The organism is Streptomyces sp. NBC_01232 (assembly GCF_035989885.1).
GTDB lineage: Bacteria > Actinomycetota > Actinomycetes > Streptomycetales > Streptomycetaceae > Streptomyces.
The window spans coordinates 7,748,463-7,763,840 of the sequence record NZ_CP108518.1; the positions used below are offsets into that span (position 1 = coordinate 7,748,463).

The 15,378-nt window shown below is 73.0% G+C and carries 15 protein-coding genes; 10 read left to right on the forward strand and 5 right to left on the reverse strand.

All coding sequences use genetic code 11. The features are described 5' to 3' along the window. Positions 1 to 176 precede the first annotated feature (176 nt). Both OG444_RS35630 and OG444_RS35635 read left to right on the forward strand, forming a co-directional pair. A complete protein-coding gene (locus OG444_RS35630; RefSeq protein ID WP_327265988.1) occupies positions 177 to 1,382 on the forward strand; it encodes a sensor histidine kinase in 1,206 nt (401 codons plus the stop codon). After that, positions 1,361 to 2,086: a response regulator transcription factor gene (locus OG444_RS35635; protein WP_327265989.1), complete on the forward strand. Its 726-nt coding sequence runs from the start codon at positions 1,361 to 1,363 to the stop codon at positions 2,084 to 2,086. Before OG444_RS35630 ends, OG444_RS35635 begins: the two co-directional genes overlap by 22 nt. Positions 2,087 to 2,412: 326 nt before the next feature. Here the strand turns inward: OG444_RS35635 and OG444_RS35640 are convergent, their stop codons facing one another. Beyond that, on the reverse strand, positions 2,413 to 3,117 hold the full coding sequence (locus OG444_RS35640; RefSeq protein ID WP_327265990.1) for an SDR family oxidoreductase: 705 nt from the start codon (positions 3,115 to 3,117) through the stop codon (positions 2,413 to 2,415). 58 nt (positions 3,118 to 3,175) lie between these two features. After that, positions 3,176 to 4,231 carry a ketoacyl-ACP synthase III family protein gene (locus tag OG444_RS35645; RefSeq protein WP_327265991.1) on the reverse strand — a complete coding sequence of 352 codons (1,056 nt, stop codon included), beginning with the start codon at positions 4,229 to 4,231 and terminating at the stop codon, positions 3,176 to 3,178. Between the two features lie 279 nt (positions 4,232 to 4,510). Between OG444_RS35645 and OG444_RS35650 the strand changes: the two genes are divergently transcribed. The 7 genes from OG444_RS35650 to OG444_RS35680 all read left to right on the forward strand — a co-directional run bounded on the left by OG444_RS35650 (position 4,511) and on the right by OG444_RS35680 (position 11,510). Continuing rightward, the gene (locus tag OG444_RS35650) at positions 4,511 to 4,783 is read left to right on the forward strand and encodes an acyl carrier protein (RefSeq protein ID WP_327265992.1); all 273 of its coding nucleotides are present in this window, start codon (positions 4,511 to 4,513) and stop codon (positions 4,781 to 4,783) included. Next, complete coding sequence (locus OG444_RS35655; protein WP_327265993.1) at positions 4,776 to 6,011, forward strand: beta-ketoacyl-[acyl-carrier-protein] synthase family protein; 1,236 nt, start codon at positions 4,776 to 4,778, stop codon at positions 6,009 to 6,011. Before OG444_RS35650 ends, OG444_RS35655 begins: the two co-directional genes overlap by 8 nt. After that, positions 6,008 to 7,216: a beta-ketoacyl synthase N-terminal-like domain-containing protein gene (locus OG444_RS35660; protein ID WP_327265994.1), complete on the forward strand. Its 1,209-nt coding sequence runs from the start codon at positions 6,008 to 6,010 to the stop codon at positions 7,214 to 7,216. The genes OG444_RS35655 and OG444_RS35660 overlap by 4 nt, the downstream gene beginning before the upstream one ends. Positions 7,217 to 7,297: 81 nt before the next feature. Further along, on the forward strand, positions 7,298 to 8,365 hold the full coding sequence (locus OG444_RS35665; protein WP_327265995.1) for an aldo/keto reductase: 1,068 nt from the start codon (positions 7,298 to 7,300) through the stop codon (positions 8,363 to 8,365). Positions 8,366 to 8,532: 167 nt separating this feature from the next. Then, positions 8,533 to 9,729 carry an MFS transporter gene (locus OG444_RS35670; protein WP_327265996.1) on the forward strand — a complete coding sequence of 399 codons (1,197 nt, stop codon included), beginning with the start codon at positions 8,533 to 8,535 and terminating at the stop codon, positions 9,727 to 9,729. Positions 9,730 to 9,807: 78 nt separating this feature from the next. Continuing rightward, positions 9,808 to 10,770, forward strand: a complete 963-nt coding sequence (locus OG444_RS35675) for an AfsA-related hotdog domain-containing protein (RefSeq protein ID WP_327265997.1) — start codon at positions 9,808 to 9,810, stop codon at positions 10,768 to 10,770. A 53-nt stretch (positions 10,771 to 10,823) separates the two neighbouring features. Next, positions 10,824 to 11,510: an HAD family hydrolase gene (locus OG444_RS35680; RefSeq protein ID WP_327265998.1), complete on the forward strand. Its 687-nt coding sequence runs from the start codon at positions 10,824 to 10,826 to the stop codon at positions 11,508 to 11,510. Positions 11,511 to 11,545: 35 nt separating this feature from the next. Here the strand turns inward: OG444_RS35680 and OG444_RS35685 are convergent, their stop codons facing one another. From OG444_RS35685 to OG444_RS35695, 3 genes are all read right to left on the reverse strand, one after another. Continuing rightward, positions 11,546 to 12,070, reverse strand: a complete 525-nt coding sequence (locus OG444_RS35685; RefSeq protein WP_327265999.1) for a hypothetical protein — start codon at positions 12,068 to 12,070, stop codon at positions 11,546 to 11,548. A gap of 280 nt (positions 12,071 to 12,350) precedes the next feature. Beyond that, positions 12,351 to 13,301: an RNA-binding protein gene (locus tag OG444_RS35690; RefSeq protein WP_327266000.1), complete on the reverse strand. Its 951-nt coding sequence runs from the start codon at positions 13,299 to 13,301 to the stop codon at positions 12,351 to 12,353. A gap of 234 nt (positions 13,302 to 13,535) precedes the next feature. Beyond that, positions 13,536 to 14,015: a MarR family winged helix-turn-helix transcriptional regulator gene (locus OG444_RS35695; protein ID WP_327267034.1), complete on the reverse strand. Its 480-nt coding sequence runs from the start codon at positions 14,013 to 14,015 to the stop codon at positions 13,536 to 13,538. 211 nt (positions 14,016 to 14,226) lie between these two features. Between OG444_RS35695 and OG444_RS35700 the strand changes: the two genes are divergently transcribed. Further along, positions 14,227 to 15,357, forward strand: a complete 1,131-nt coding sequence (locus OG444_RS35700) for an NADH:flavin oxidoreductase (protein WP_327266001.1) — start codon at positions 14,227 to 14,229, stop codon at positions 15,355 to 15,357. The last annotated feature ends 21 nt before the right edge of the window (positions 15,358 to 15,378 follow it).

A 15,378-nucleotide genomic window follows, 5' to 3' on the forward strand; every position in this document is an offset into this window, starting at 1 on the left:
ACACTCCTTCTCGTCCGCCAGCGTGAACCAGCAGGGTGATGGCGTCCCATCGTAGTTGACAGGCCGCTGGCCCGCACCTACGGTCGGATCGTTAGCTGAGATGAACAGGCGGGTGTATGCGGGCAGCCGTCAACAGTCGGCAGGCCGGTACGGGGGCCCGATTCGGGGAGGCTTGGGTGGGAAACATCTCTGCGCCGGACCACGGTGACGCGCAGCATGCGGCGGGCGGCGCGGCGCACCGCGCGGATGCCACAGCGCACCGGCCGGGACCGCGGCTGAGGGCGGCGGCCGCCGGCGTGCTCGCCCGCCACGAGGACGCCCTGAACGCCGATGGCCATCCGCTCATGGAGCTCCCGGAGCTGTGGCAGGAGACCCGCACCCGGGCCGCGCTGCTCCTGGAGGAGTGCGCCCGCGCCCTCGACGCGAGCGTCCGCTCCCGGACGCGCGGGCATCTGGGCCGCGTACGGCCGGCGGAGGGCTCCTTCCGCGAGCTCGGCATCCGGTGGGCCGCCGCGGAACTCGGGCTCGCCGACTGCCTGTCCGTCATGGACCGTCTCACGGAGGTCCTCGTGGCCACCGTCGCCACCGTCGACGCGGCGGGCACCCGGGAGCCGCACGCCGAACCCGCGGCGGACATCGTGCGCCGGGTGTGCGCCCGTCACACCCGGGCCGCGGCCCACGGCTACGAGACCCGGCTGCGGGCGCACCGACCCGCCCCGGGCGACGACTGCTGCGGCCGCATGGCCCGCGACGTCCACGACCACCTGGGCGGCAGCCTCGCCCTGGCCTTCCGCCACCTGGAACTCCACCGGCTCAAGGCCCGGACGGCAGGCGCGGGCGATCCGGGAACGGACCGGCACCTCATGGCGATCCACGACGCGCTGCAGGAGGCCACCGCCCTCACGCGCGGCCTGGTGACCGGACTGCGCGACACCCGCAGCGCCGCGCAGCCCGGCCTCGAGGAAGCGCTGCGCCGCCACGCGGACCGGCTCAACCTGGCCGGACTGCCCGTTCGGCTGACGGTGGAGGGCGACGCGTCACGGGTACCGCCCGCCCACCGCCGGGAGATCGTCCTCGTCGTCGGGGAGTTCCTGCGCAACTCCTTCGCCCACGCCGATCCGCAGGCCGTCACGATCGGCGTCCGGATCTCGCACCATCGCGTCGAGGTCCAGGCCACCGACGACGGGCGGGGCTTCCGGTACGACGCCCTCCGCGAGCACCCCGGCGGGCTGACGGCCATGCGCGAGCGGGTGGCACAGATGGGCGGGCGCAGCCTCTTGCTCAGCGCTCCGCGAAAGGGCACCCGGCTGCTGCTGTGGGTGCCGCTGACCAGCGGCCACGGGCCGCATCCGGGGGAGACATGGAACTCATTCGCATCCTGATAGCCGACGACCACACCCTGCTGCGCGACGCGCTGGCGGAACTCCTCGACGCGGAGGAGGACTTCGAGGTGGTGGGGGTGGCGGGCAACGCCGCCGAGACCGTGCGCCTGGCCGCCGAACTCCGGCCCCGCGTCCTCCTCCTGGACATCGAGATGCCCGGCAACCAGGACCCGGCCACCACCGTCCGGCACCTGCGCCAGGCCGCGCCGGAGACCCAGGTCATGGTGCTGACCATGCACGACGACCCCGGACTGGTCCAGGCGCTGCTGCCGCTCGGCATCCGGGGGTTCCTGCACAAGACCGTGAGCCACCAGTCGCTGGCCGGCACGGTACGTGACGTGAGCGCCGGCGGGAGCCGGGTCACCATCTCGCTCTCCGCCCGGAGCCTGGCCGCTCCCGCACCCACCGACGTCGCGCCGCTCTCGGTCCGCGAGACGCAGGTGGTGGAGCTCGCCGCCGGCGGACTGAGCAATTACCGCATCGCACGCCGGCTCGACATCGCCGAGGGAACGGTGAAGCGCCACATGCGCAACATCTTCGACAAGCTGGACGCGGGATCCCGGGTGGAGGCGGCCAACAAGGCGGTGGAGCGAGGCCTGATCGCTCCTCCTGTGACCGCCCCCCGCGGCATACGGGACACCCGCCGCCTGCAGGACGCCGTACTCCGCAGCCCGCGCGGCCTGCCGGAAGCCGCCCTGCGCTAGGTCCTGTCGTCAAAGTCCCGCCTGGCCCGCGGTGTCCGGCACCGCACCTCGCCGCGTTGTCGGGGCGCCCGAGTACGTCCAGTACTCGGGCGCCCCTCCGCCTTGCGATGCACGGCGCAGGACACCACGGGCCCAACCGGCGCTACTTTGACGACAGGACCTAGGTCCTGGGCGCCGGCTGCCCGGCCAGGGTCACGGGACGCGCTTCAGCGACCCGGCGGACCGGGTCCGGAACCGGGCCCGGCCGGACCGGCCCTACGGACCGCATCGCGCGCCCCCGCCGGACCGCGCCGGTGACGCCGCTCGGCACCACCGGCGCGCTCGGCTCAGATGCCCATGCCGATGCCGCCGCCCACCGGCAGGACCGCACCGGTCACATACCCGGCCTCCTCCGAGGCGAGGAAGCGGACCGCCGCGGCGACCTCCTGCGCCGTACCGGGCCGGCCCAGCGGAGTCATCCCCATGACCTCCTTCATGCGCCGCTCGCTCAGCCCGCTCGTCATGTCCGTGTCGATGATCCCCGGCGCGACCAGGTTCACGGTGATGCCTCGGGAGCCCAGCTCCCAGGCCACCGAGCGGGCGAAGCCCACGAGCGCGGTCTTCGCCGCGGCGTAGTTGGTCTGCCCCGGGGAGCCCAGGAACCCCAGCGCGGACGACACCAGCACGATCCGGCCCCGGCGGGCGGCGAGCATCCCGCTCGCCGCGGCACGCACCGTACGGAACACGCCCTTCAGGTTCGTCTCCAGCACCTCGTCGAACGTGGCGTCGTCCATGCGCAGCAGCAGCGTGTCCCGGGTGATGCCCGCGTTGGCCACGAGCACCTCCACCGGACCCTGTTCCTCCGCCACTTCGGCGAACGCGGCCCTGACCGAGGCGTCGTCCGTCACGTCGCAGCGCACCCCCCACAGCCCGTCCGGTGGCGTCCCGGTCCGATGGCCGACCGCCACCCGGTCGCCGTCGGCGGCCAGGGCCCGCGCCACGGCCAGACCGATCCCCCTGTTGCCACCGGTGACGAAAACGGAACGTGACATGTGTTTGTCTCCTTCTGGGACACCGGGCGCCCGCCCGGTCTCGTGAACGGCGCGAAGGTCATCGCGCCGGGGACTCCACCAGCAGGCACGACCAGGTGAAGCCGGCCCCCGCGCTGAAGACGAGGGCCCGGCACCCGGGCTCGGGCAGGCCCCGGGCCACCAGGTCGGCGAGGCCCGCGACCGCGTCGCCCGCGCCCAGGTGCCCGGTCTCCCGGCCGAGATCGAGCAGTTGGGCGCCGCCCACCTGCTCCGCCAGGACCGGGATCCACGACTCGGCCAGCGTCTTCGCGCCGAACCGGGGCAGGACCACATGGGTCAGACGCGGGTCGCGCCCGTCCATGCCACCGTCGGCCAGCGCCTGCGAGACGACCGTGCGGATGGCCAGGCGGTTGGAGGAGGTGAACGGCAGCGTGCCGTGGGTGCGCAGGTAGGCCCGCTTGGTGGCGCGCATGTCGACCCGGTCGCGATGCCCGCGGGCGACCGGCGAGAAGGCATCCGCACCGCGGTGCATCTCCTCCAGCAACGGATCCGCGACCGTCGCGACCGACCGCAGCAGCAGTACGTCGCCGTCCGCAGCGGGCCGGCGCAGCAGCACGGCCGTCCCCGCGTCGCCGTACGCCACCCCGAAGTCGCCCGCCCAGCGGTCGAATCCGGGCTCGGCGAAGCGGTCTCCCGTCGTCACCAGGCCCAGCCGCGGCCGCGCCGAGGGGGACGGGTCCGACGAGGCCAGCCACGCCATCACCAGCCCCATGGCGGCGGCGCCGCCGTTGCACACCTGCTGGATGCCGACGGGCAGGGCCCGCAGGGCGTCGAGCCGGCGGGCCACGTAGTGGGCGGGCGACCACAGGTCGTGCCCTTGGTAGTACATCCACGCGTGCGCCAGCACATCCAGCCGGTCCGGCGCCAGGCCGGCCGCGTCCAGTACCCCGCGGGCCGCGAGGACCGCGGCGTCGGGCGGGGCGACGGTGCGCGCGTCCGGAACGCTCTCATGGCCCAGGGCCGCCGCGTCGCGCTCGCGCAACCGCCCCGCGGCGACCGCGTCCGAGGCGCGGGAGCGCCCCTCGGGCAGCCACAGCCCGGCCGTCACTATGCCCACCGGCTCGGTCGGTCTCATCCCCCGCACCACCTGTCCGCACATCGGATCGTCTTCATCGCCGGAATGCTCGGGCGCCCCGATGAAAGTGCGGGCAAAAAGCGGCCGGAAACCTCCTTACCCGGTGCGGAACACCCCCATGGGCAGAGGGAACGGACCCCGGCGGAGGCACCACCCATGTCACTTTCGGAGTGCTTGCCGCTGCCTCCGGACCTGGGATTGGCTGGTTCAAGCCGCACCGGGGACACGTAGACGCCCCGGCCACGGCCTCCCAGAACCAGCGAATCGAAGGGCCATCAGATGAGTGACATCGCGATATCCGAGGACCGGCGCGCACAGGTGCGGGCCATCGTGGCGGACGTCCTCGAAGTGGACGTGGACGCCCTGACCGACGAGAGCAGCTTCGCCGAGGACTTCGACGCGGACTCGCTGCTCATCATCGAGATCTTCTCGCGCTTCGAGCGCGACCTCGGCATCCGCATTCCGCAGGAGGACCTCACGGAGCTCGACGAACTGCCGAGCGCCTACCTCTTGGTCGAGAAGCACAGCACCCCGGCGGCGCTGGGTGTCTGACGAGGCCTCCGCCACCGGGCGCCGGGTCGTCGTCACCGGGCTCGGCGCGGTGAGCAGCCTCGGGCTCGGCGCCCGTGCGCTCACCGCGGCGATCCGGGCCGGGCGCAGCGGCATCGGCCCGATCGGACAGTTCGACGGTACGGGCTTCGAGCGCGTCCTCGCCGGTGAAGTCCGCGGCTTCCACGCCGAGATGCACCTGCGGGGAACGGACCCCGCGCAGTGGGGGCGCAGCGGCCGCTTCGCCGCCGCGGCGGCGCGGATGGCGGTCACGGACGCCGGACTGAATCCGGCCGTCCTGTCCGCGGGCAACACCGCGAGCTGCTTCGGAACGACCAACGGCGAGTCCCAGGTACTGGAAGAACTGACCCGGCAGTGGGTCGACGACGGCCTCGCCGCGCTCGACCCGGTGCTCGCCGGTCAGGCCGACGCCGGCCGGATCGCCGCCGCCGTCAGCGCCGAACTCGGCCTGAGCGGCGAGTCCATCACCCTCGGCACCGCCTGCGCCGCCGGCAACTACGCCATCGGATACGGCTACGACCTGGTCCGTACGGGGGAGGCGGACGCCGCACTGTGCGGCGGAGCCGACGCCTCCAACCGGGCCACCCACGCCGGCTTCCACCGCCTCGGGGCCCTCGCCGCCGACGTCCCGCGCCCCTTCGACGAACACCGCGACGGCATCGTCACCGCGGAGGGCGGCGCGGCACTGCTCCTGGAACCCCTCGACACGGCGCTGGCCCGCGGGGCCCGCATCTACGCCGAGGTCCTCGGGTACGGCATGACCTGCGACGCGAGCCACATGACCAACCCGGACGCCGCATCGATCGCCGAGTGCATCCGGCGCGCCCACCGGCACGCCGGCATCAAGCCGGGCGACGTGGACTACATCTGCGCACACGGCACCGGCACCAGGGCGAACGACTCCACGGAGACCGCCGCCGTGCGCGAGGTGTTCACCGACGGCCCGCCGCCGATCAGCTCGATCAAGTCCATGCTCGGGCACACGATGGGAGCGGCGGCCGCCTTCGGGGCCCTGGTGTGCTGCGCCGCCCTGTCCGAAGGCTTCCTCCCGCCGAGCGCAACGCTCCGCCAGGTGGATCCGGCGCTGGGACCGGGACTCGACTGCGTCCAGGGGCGGGGCCGGAACGCCCGGCCGCGCATCGTGCAGAACCACGGCTTCGCCTTCGGCGGGAACAACGCCGTGACGATCTTCGGGGAGTTCACCGTATGAGCATCGTGGACGACCATCAGCGGCGTCCGGCCCTCCCCTCGCGGACCGTGGTCCCCCTGGCCCTGGACACGGCGGGTGTGGTCAGTGCGGCCGGCGTGGGACTGCAACCCCTCGCCGACGCCCTGCGCGCGGGCGCGGTGGCCGGCGGAGCGCCGCCCGCCGCCCACGAGGCGGAGGACTACCCGCCCCTGCGCCTGCGCCCGGCGGACTTCGCGGCCGCCGACCTCCTCGGCCCCAAGGGACTGAACCGGCTCACGCGCGCCGAACAACTGGGCATGGCCGCCTGCACCCTGGCGCTCGGACCGGTCGCCGACCGCTCCGCGACGGGCGTGGTCCTCGGCAGCGCCGTCGGCAGCAGCGGCGGTGTCGGCCGCTTCACCCGGGACACCTTCGTCCAGGAACGCCCGTACATGGTGAACCCGTCGGCCTTCCCGGGCACCCTGATGAACGCGGCGGCAGGCCGCACGGCCATCCGCCACGGCCTCACCGACGCGAACGCCACCGTCTCCGGCGGCCCACTGGCCTCACTGCACGCACTGCGCTTCGCCCGGAACGCGTTGGTGGCCGGCCATGCCCGCCGGCTGCTGACCGGGGGAGTGGAGGAGCTGTCGCCGCAGAGCGCCTGGGCCTGGCAGCGGGCCGGATCGCTCGCACCCGGCACCGCACTCGGCGAAGGCGCAGCGGTGTTCGCCCTGCGGACCCTCCAAGGCAGCGGTGCCGGCGAGAGCCCCCTCGCCCTCGTCATGGCGGTCCGGACCGGGTTCGCCGCAGGCGGCCCCCTCGCCGTCGCCCGCCGCCTGAGCACGTGCGTACGGGACGCCCTCGCCCGCAGCGGTGTCGGCGCCCAGGACATCGCAGTGGTCGCACCCGGTGCGGCCGGCCGGCGGGGCTGGGCGGCCGTGGAGGAACGCGCCCTGCGCACAGCGCTCGACGGCTCCGACGGCTCCCAGTGCTCCGACGGCTCGGACGGTTCCGGCGCCCCCGGGGGCTCCAGGGGGCGTGACGGGCGGTACGTGCTGCGCGTGCAGGAGGTGCTCGGCGAGACCCACGGCGCGAGCGCCGCCCTGCAGATCGCCGCCGTCGTCGCCCGCTGGCACGACCCGCACCTCGACACCCGTGGCGAGCGGGCCGGCCTCGTCACCTCCGTCGGCCCGGACGGATCGGTCGGCTGCGCCGTCCTGATGCACCCGCACGCGGGGCTCTGACGGCACGCGGCCCCGGCCGCCGTTCCTCCCCTCCCATCCCTGCCCCATCGATCCACCACCAGGTAAGGACATCCCTTCCCCATGCGTTACCGCTACCTCGGCCGAACCGGCCTCCAGGTCTCCGAGCTGTCCTTCGGGGCGGCCACCCTCGGCACCCCCGGCGCGTTCGGCGGACTGCCCGGTGCGAACTGGTCCCAGTTCGGCGTCAACGCGGGCGACGACGCCGTCCGCCTCGTCCACGCCTGCCACGACGCGGGCGTCAACTTCTTCGACACCGCCGACGTCTACCGGGACGGCGAGTGCGAGGAACTGCTCGGCCTGGCCCTGAAGGACCGCCGGGACAAGGCCGTCATCGCCACCAAGGCCCGCTTCAGCACGGACCCCGACGACGTCAACGCGGCCGGCTCCTCCCGGCACCACCTGGTGCGCGCCGTCGAGGCCAGCCTCCGCCGCCTCGGCACCGACTACATCGACGTGCTCTACCTCCACGGCACCGACCCGCGCACGTCCCTGGAGGAGACCCTCGGGGCCCTCGACGACCTGGTGCGCGCCGGAAAGCTGCGCTACATCGGCTGCTCGAACTTCCCCGGCTGGCAGCTGATGAAGGCGCTCGACATCTCCGACCACCGCAATCTCACCCGTTTCGCCGCCTACCAGGGCTACTACAACCTGGGCGCGCGGGAGCTCGAGCACGAAATCGTGCCCGCCGCAGCCGACCAGGGCGTGGGCATCACCGTCTGGAGCCCGCTGGCCGGCGGCTTCTTCACGGGCAAGTACCGGCGCGGGCAGGACATCTCCACCGACTTCCGCCTGGCGCACGAGGGCCCCGCCTCGATCGCCCCTCTCACCGATCGCGAGCAGGCCTACGACGTCGTGGAAGTGCTCGACGGCATCGCCCGCGAGCGCGGCGTCTCGATCGCCCAGGTCGCCCTCAACTGGGTGCTGAGCCGGCCCGCCGTCACGTCCGTGGTCTTCGGCGCCAGCCGCCCCGGCCAGCTCCAGGACAACCTCGGCACCGTCGAGTGGGAGCTCACCACCGAGGAGCGGCAGCGCCTCGATGCGGCGAGCGAGCGGCCCGCGCCCTACCCGTACTGGCACATGCGCGCCATCGCCGGCGACCGGAACCTGCCCGGAGACATCCAGCCCTGACCACGGCCGCGCCCGGCCGCGCCCGGCTCCACCCCGCCGCGCCCGGCATCACCCGGCCCACCCGGCCCCACCCGTTCCGCGGAAGCCAGGCCCGAAAGCCCGCCCGAGAGCCGCCCGAAGGCCAGGCCCGGAAGCCCAACCCGGAAGCCCAACCCAGGAGCACAGCCGTGCCCATTGCCGTCATCGCCCTGTCCCTCAGCGGCTTCGCCATCGGAGTCGCCGAGTTCATCATCGCGGGGATCCTCCCCGACATCGGATCCGACCTCTCCGTCTCCATCCCCACCGCTGGACTGCTGGTGTCCGGGTACGCGCTCGGCGTCGTCATCGGCGCCCCCGGCCTCACCGTCCTGTGTGCCCGCACCGAACGCCGTAGCCTGCTGATCCGGCTCATGGTGCTCTTCCTCGCCGGAACGGTGCTGTCCGCCGTCGCCCCCACCTACGGGCTGCTCATGGCGGGCCGGGTGCTGTCCGCCCTCGCCCACGGCGCGTTCTTCGGCGTCGCGATGGTGGTCGCCTCCGATCTCGTTCCCGAGGACCGCAAGGGCCGCGCCGTGTCGATGGTCGCCGCGGGTCTCACCCTCTCCACCATCCTCGGCGTCCCGGCGGGCACCTTCATCGGCCAGCACTTCGGCTGGCGCTGGGCCTTCTGGATGGTCGCCCTCTTCGCCGCGATGGGCCTGGCGGGCATCATCTCGCTCGTGCCCCGTACCCCGGCGCCCGAGGGCACCGGGCTGCGCGCCGAACTGACCGTACTGCGCCGCCCCCAGGTGCTTCTGGTCCTGCTCACCACCGTGCTCGGCTTCGGCGGCGTCATGACCTCGTACACCTACATCGCCGAAATGGTCACCCAGGTCACCGGTTTCGCCGACGACGCCGTCACGCTGATCATGGTGCTCTTCGGCGTCGGCATGTTCGTCGGCAACCTGGTCAGCGGCCGGATCGCGGACCGCGCCCCCAAGAGCGCCATGTGCGGTGCGCTGGCCCTGCTCACCCTCGTACTCGGCGCGTTCACCTTCACGGTGCACGACAAGGCGGCCACCTGCGTGACCGTCTTCCTCTTCGGCGCGGCCACCTTCGCCACCATCGCCCCGCTCCAGATGCGGATCATGACCAAGGCCGACGGCGCCCCCACCCTCGCCTCGGCGTCGAACATCGCCGCCTTCAACCTCGCCAACGCCGCCGGCCCGCTGCTCGGCGGCAGGATCATCTCGGCCGGCCTCGGCTACCCCGCCCTCAACTGGGCCGGTGCCCTCGTCACCCTCGCCGGACTCCTCCTCGCCGGGCTCGGCGTGGCGGCGGAGCGCAGGGAGCGGGCGGCCACGTCCGCCGTCGCCTCACCGAGCGGCAGCGCAGCCGTGCACTGAACGCCCGTGGATCCGATCCGTGGATCCGATCCCTTGATCCATCGAGCTGTTGAGCCATCGATACGAAAGGAACTCACCGTGGAAGCAACCGTCCTCGACGCACCCCCCGGCTCCACCACCCCCGCCTACGACCGGACCGTGTCGCGCTCGCTCGTCCACCGCTGGTCCCTGTCCGAGGTGTTCCTCACCGATTCCGTCGCCACCGGCGAGGGCACCTTCACGGCCGCCGCGCAACTGCCCCTCTCCCACGGGTACTTCCGCGACCACACGGCGGGACGTAGCTTCCACGACCCGCTGCTGGTGCTGGAGAGCTGCCGCCAGGCGGTCACCCACGCCGCGCACATCTACGAGGCGGTGCCGCGCGACACCACGTTCATGGTCACGTCCTGGACGCTCGACATCACCGAGCCGCAGGCGCTGCGATGCGGTGAACGGCCCGGGGAACTGCGCATGGACGCGGAGGTCACCGAACGCGGCCGGCGCGGCGGACGGCTGCGCCGGCTGGCCTTCGCCATGGACCTCACGCTCGACGGCCACGTCCTGGGCCGGCTCACCATGGACACCAACTGCACCCCCACCGACCAGTACCACGCCCTGCGCCGCATGCAGCGCGGCACCGCCGTCCCCACGGCGTTCACCCTGCCCGCCGAGCCCGACGGAGCGCCGGTCGAGCCGGCCCGGGTACGCCGGCTGGACCCGGCGAACAGCGTCCTGGACGCCGTACACATGGACCCGGCCACCCTCACCGCCCGGCTCAGCCCCCGCACCTTCCGCAACCGCAGCATGTACGACCACCCCTACGACCACGTCCCGGCCATGGTCTTCAGCGAGGCGGCGCGCCAGTGCGCCCTGCTGCTCGGCCCACAGGACACCGCCGCCCGCGTCCTGCAGCTGCACGGCCGCTTCCTGAAGTTCGCGGAACTGGACGACGAGGTGCGCCTGTCCGCCGTACGCGAGGAGGACGGCGGCCGGGGGGCCCTGCGGATGAGCGCCGTCCAGCAGGACGAAACAGTGGCCGAAGTACTCGTGGCACTGGGCTGACCCGGCCTCCCCTTCCCTCCCCTTTCCCCTCTCTCCTTCCTCCGGAGTTCTCCGTGACCACGGCACTGCCGACCACCACACACGCTGTCGCGTTCTTCGACGTCGACGAGACGCTCACCACCGTCAAGACCATGTTCGACTTCTACGACTTCTTCCTGAACGCCGTCGGGCACACCCCGCAGGAACAGCAGAGGCTTCAGCAGGACGCCCGCGACCTGCTCCGCCCCGGCCTGCCCCGGGAGCAGGGCAACCGGCTCTTCTACCGGCGATTCGCGGGCTACGGGGCGGAGCGGACGGCGGCCGTCGGCCGGGACTGGTTCGCACAACACCTGCGCAGGGGCGGCTTCTTCCACCAGGACGTCCTCGCGGCGCTCACCGCGCACCGGGAGCGGGGGCTGGCCACCGTCCTCGTCTCCGGTTCCTTCCCCGCACCCCTGGAGCCCGTGGCCGCCCACGTCGGCGCCGACGTGGTGCTGTGCACGCGCCCGGAGATCCGGGACGGGGTGTACACCGGGGAGGTGGAGACGACGATGATCGGCGATGCCAAGGCCCGGTCCGCCCGGGAGCTCCTGTCCGCGCGCGGCATCCGCCCCGAGGAGTGCCACGCGTACGGCGACCACGTCTCCGACCTGGGGCTCCTGCGCCTCGTCGGCCATCCGGTCGTCGTCGGCGACCACCCGGACCTCCTGACGGAGGCCGAGCTGCACGGCTGGCCCCACCTGGCGGGCGTCCCGTCCTGACCCACCCGCCACCCCGCCCGGCCCGCCGGAGCCGGCTACACGCAGACCGGCGGGTCCGGGTAGGAGCAACCGGCGTAGGTGTCGCCCTCGTAGGTGATGCCGCCTTCCATCGGCTGGTCGCAGGTGCCGCAGTTGACGGCGAAGGACGGGTTGACGCGGAGGAAGGCGGCGTTCTTCAGCTCGAAGATCGCCTTCACCGCCTCCGCTCCGTGCTCCTTGATCCCGTGCTGCAGGAAGTCGAACGCGCTGAACTCGTGGCCCTTCTTGCACGCGAACCGGCCGAACCGGAAGGGGCCGATGTCCAGGATCCCCAGCTCGGACTCGATCCGCGCCTTCTCCTCGGCCGACACCGGTTCGAGCCGGGAGGCCTTGACGAGTTCGGGAGTCCAGTGCAGGTCCCGGAGCGTGCGGGCCTGCTCACGGGACAGGTAGAAGGAGGCGGTTCTACGGCTCTTGATGGTCTCCTGCACGAGGGCCACGATCGCGTCGTCGTCCGCCGAGACGACGACCTTCCCCCTGCCGACAGCTGATTCGATCTGGGCCAGCAAAGAATTGTCCACGACGCATCCTTCCAGGTCTGCATCCTGAATCCGGTCTTGCGTTCGCGGGGAACTATTCCGTTCGGCGGCCCTGTCGGGCAGCCGCCACACGGGGGGCCTCACCCACACGGCAGTCCCACCGGCCCGCAGGCCGCGGTGCCCGGCCGGCGGGACGCGCGCCCTCCGGTCCAGGGGGCCTACGGGCAGTTGGACTTGCCGGCCCGCCGCCCGGGCCGTACGGCGCAGGAGGCGGAGCCGCCCGCAAGCTCCTCCAGAGCTGGCCCATCCCGGACTGACCGGGTCACCACCGGGCGCGCAGTACTCCGTCGTCGTCGGGCAGGACGCCGCAGAGCAGCGGTTCGCGTGCGTCGACGTAGAGGGACAGGGTGCACGCCGCCCGCGCCCCGGCCAGCAGGACGGCGAACTGCTCGTATTCGGTGTCGTCGACGATCGCGGCGCTGATCGTCCCGTCCTGCGCCTCCCAGACGATCTCCACGGATTCGTCCTCGGGCAGCGCGGCGAGGACCGCGCCGACGTCAGGGGTCAGGTCGGGCCATACGGCCAGCATGGCGCGCGGGCCGAGACCGGCGCGCACCGTGTCGAGGTTCTCGGCCGTGAGCCGGTGCCAGCGTGCGGCGTTGCGGACGAAGGTCTCCTCCAGGAGCGCCGTCTGCCGTGACGCGAGCACCGTGCGTACGCGTGCCCAGAAGTCCTCGTCGGCGGCCTCGGTCATTTCCGGTTCATCGAGATCCGCCGCGTAGGGCGAGCCCGTGATCGGCTCCGGGAAGAGGCCGAGTTCCCGTGTGCGGGCCACGGCTTCGGTGCAGGGCCGGTCGCTGACCACGTACACGTACTGGTCCCATCCGACGTGGACGGCGAACGCGTCCCCCACCTCCAGCCGGCACCAGGCGCCCTGGTCACGGAGCATGCCCCGGATCAGCTCCAGCGCCACCGGGAGGGAGACCTCGGCCCCGTCGTGGTAGCCGGTGAGGTCGGGCGGGAAGAGCCCGGCGAGGCCGTGCCCCTCCGCGGCCGGCTCCAGGCCGAAGTGGACGAAGCCGGTGACCCCGGGCTCGCGGATCTCCAGACGGTCGATGCCCGAGGCCTCCGCGAAGGCGGCGATCGCCGCCAGATACGCCGCTTCGACCGGCCCGTGGTCACTGGCCGTGTCCTCGGCGCCGTCGTAGTGGCCGTGCTCGTCGCGGTCGGCGGGGTCGTACTTGGTGATCCGGTGGACGATGGACGGCGGCACGCTGCTCCCTGGACGGTCAGAAGGGGGGGCCAGCGTAGTTCCCCGGTCCCGTCCGTAAGAGAGGCACCCCCGGCGGCGGGCCCGGGCTGTCTCCTCCCCGGATCCTGCCGGGCCCGCGGCGCCCGGGTGCCACCGGGTCCGCGTACGGCCGGCGTACGGGTGATGCCCCTGGCGTCGCCACGTGACCTCGGGACCTGTGAGCCCGTGCCGAGGGAGTCGGCCGCGCGGGCGTCTCTACGGGGCGGGAGTCACGGGTGCCCGAGGGGCCGTCGGGTGGCATGCGGCGGGGGTGTCGTCTTCCTCCGTGCGCGGCCAGTACCGTCCCTCGAGGGCCTCCGCGCTGCGGTTGAGCCGGACCAGGACGTCCTCCAGCTCCCGTACCTCCTCGGGGGACCAGCCGGCGACCACCCGGGCCAGGCAGGACCGGTTCACCTCACGGTCTTCGGCGAGCCGGCTCCCGCCCTGGACGGTGATGCGGAGCTTGCGGGCCATGCCGCCGTCCGGGTCCGCGACGCGCTCGGCCAGTCCGCAGCGCAGGAGCGCGGCCGTCTGGCGGTTCACGGTCGAGGTGTCGAGCCCGAAGGCCTCCGCCAACTGTCCGATGGACATGGGGCCTTGCGTCTCGATCCGGCTGAGCAGCAGGTACGCCGACCGCTCCAGACGTTCGGGGTCGCGCTCGCGCCGCGCAAGCACCTGGTGCCGCGAGAGCAGCATCAGCTCCCGCTCCAGTTTCTCCAGCACTGAGCCTCCCGCTCCTTCCGGCGCCCCATTATCGCCGACCCGTGGACCGGCGGACCCCTGCCGGGGTGGCCCGTGGGCGGCGCCGTGCGAGGGCCGGGCGGCAATATGCATGATACATAGCGTGTGTACTATGCACTTCTCGTTGTCACCCCGACGAGCCACAGCCTCACCCCGGAGGACCCGCATGACCATCACCACGTCCACCGCCTCCCGCGCGGCCGAGATCCTGTCCCGGCCCGTCACGCTGAACGGCCTGACCGTCCCCAATCGCATCGCGATGGCTCCGATGACGCGGATGTTCTCCCCCGGCGGTGTGCCCGGCGAGGACGTGCAGGCGTACTACGCCAGCAGGGCCGCCGCGGGTGTGGGCCTGATCGTCACCGAGGGCACCTACGTCGGCCACGACTCCGCCGGGCAGAGCGACCGCGTCCCGCGGTTCCACGGCGAGGACCAGCTGGCCGGGTGGGCGAAGGTCGCCGCGGCCGTGCACGAGGCGGGCGGCACGATCGTGCCCCAGCTGTGGCACATAGGCATGGTGCGCAAGCAGGGCGAGGCGCCGTACGCCGACGCGCCCGCCGTCGGCCCCTCCGGCATCCGCGTGGACGGCACCGAGGGGACCGGCAGGGCGATGACCCGCGCCGACCTCGACGACGTCATCGGCGCGTTCGCCGACGCCGCCGCGGAAGCCGCGCGGATCGGCTTCGACGGCGTCGAACTGCACGGAGCCCACGGCTACCTGCTCGACCAGTTCCTGTGGGAGCGGACCAACCGGCGCACCGACGCGTACGGCGGCGACTCGGTGGCCCGCACGAAGTTCGCGGCGGAGATCGTGGCGGCGGTCCGCGAGCGCGTCCCCGCCGACTTCCCGGTGATCTTCCGCTACTCGCAGTGGAAGCAGGAGGCCTACGACGCCCGGCTCGCGCAGACCCCGCAGGAGCTGGAGGAGATCCTGGCCCCGCTGGCGGCGGCGGGCGTCGACGCGTTCCACGCCTCCACCCGGCGCTACTGGCTCCCGGAGTTCGAGGGCTCGGACCTGAACCTGGCGGGCTGGACCAAGAAGCTCACCGGCCGGCCGGCCATCACCGTCGGCTCGGTCGGCCTCGACGGCGACTTCATCCGCGCCTTCGCCGGCGAGGGCGCGGCGCTCGGCGACATCGACAACCTCCTGGACCGCATGGAACGCGACGAGTTCGACATGGTCGCCGTCGGGCGGGCGCTGCTCCAGGACCCGCACTGGGCGGCGAAGGTCCTCGGTAACCGCTTCGACGAGCTGAAGCCGTACGACGCGGCGGCGCTCAGGTCGCTCAGCCGGTAGCCGTCCGGACGGCCCTGTCCG

Excerpts from the sequence above, each read along its gene's own strand:
- OG444_RS35635 (WP_327265989.1), top strand. The coding sequence starts at position 1,361 with ATGGAACTCATTCGCATCCTGATAGCCGACGACCACACCCTGCTGCGC.
- OG444_RS35640 (WP_327265990.1), bottom strand. The coding sequence starts at position 3,117 with ATGTCACGTTCCGTTTTCGTCACCGGTGGCAACAGGGGGATCGGTCTG.
- OG444_RS35645 (WP_327265991.1), bottom strand. The coding sequence starts at position 4,231 with ATGAGACCGACCGAGCCGGTGGGCATAGTGACGGCCGGGCTGTGGCTG.
- OG444_RS35650 (WP_327265992.1), top strand. The coding sequence starts at position 4,511 with ATGAGTGACATCGCGATATCCGAGGACCGGCGCGCACAGGTGCGGGCC.
- OG444_RS35660 (WP_327265994.1), top strand. The coding sequence starts at position 6,008 with ATGAGCATCGTGGACGACCATCAGCGGCGTCCGGCCCTCCCCTCGCGG.
- OG444_RS35665 (WP_327265995.1), top strand. The coding sequence starts at position 7,298 with ATGCGTTACCGCTACCTCGGCCGAACCGGCCTCCAGGTCTCCGAGCTG.
- OG444_RS35695 (WP_327267034.1), bottom strand. The coding sequence starts at position 14,015 with ATGCTGCTCTCGCGGCACCAGGTGCTTGCGCGGCGCGAGCGCGACCCC.
- OG444_RS35700 (WP_327266001.1), top strand. The coding sequence starts at position 14,227 with ATGACCATCACCACGTCCACCGCCTCCCGCGCGGCCGAGATCCTGTCC.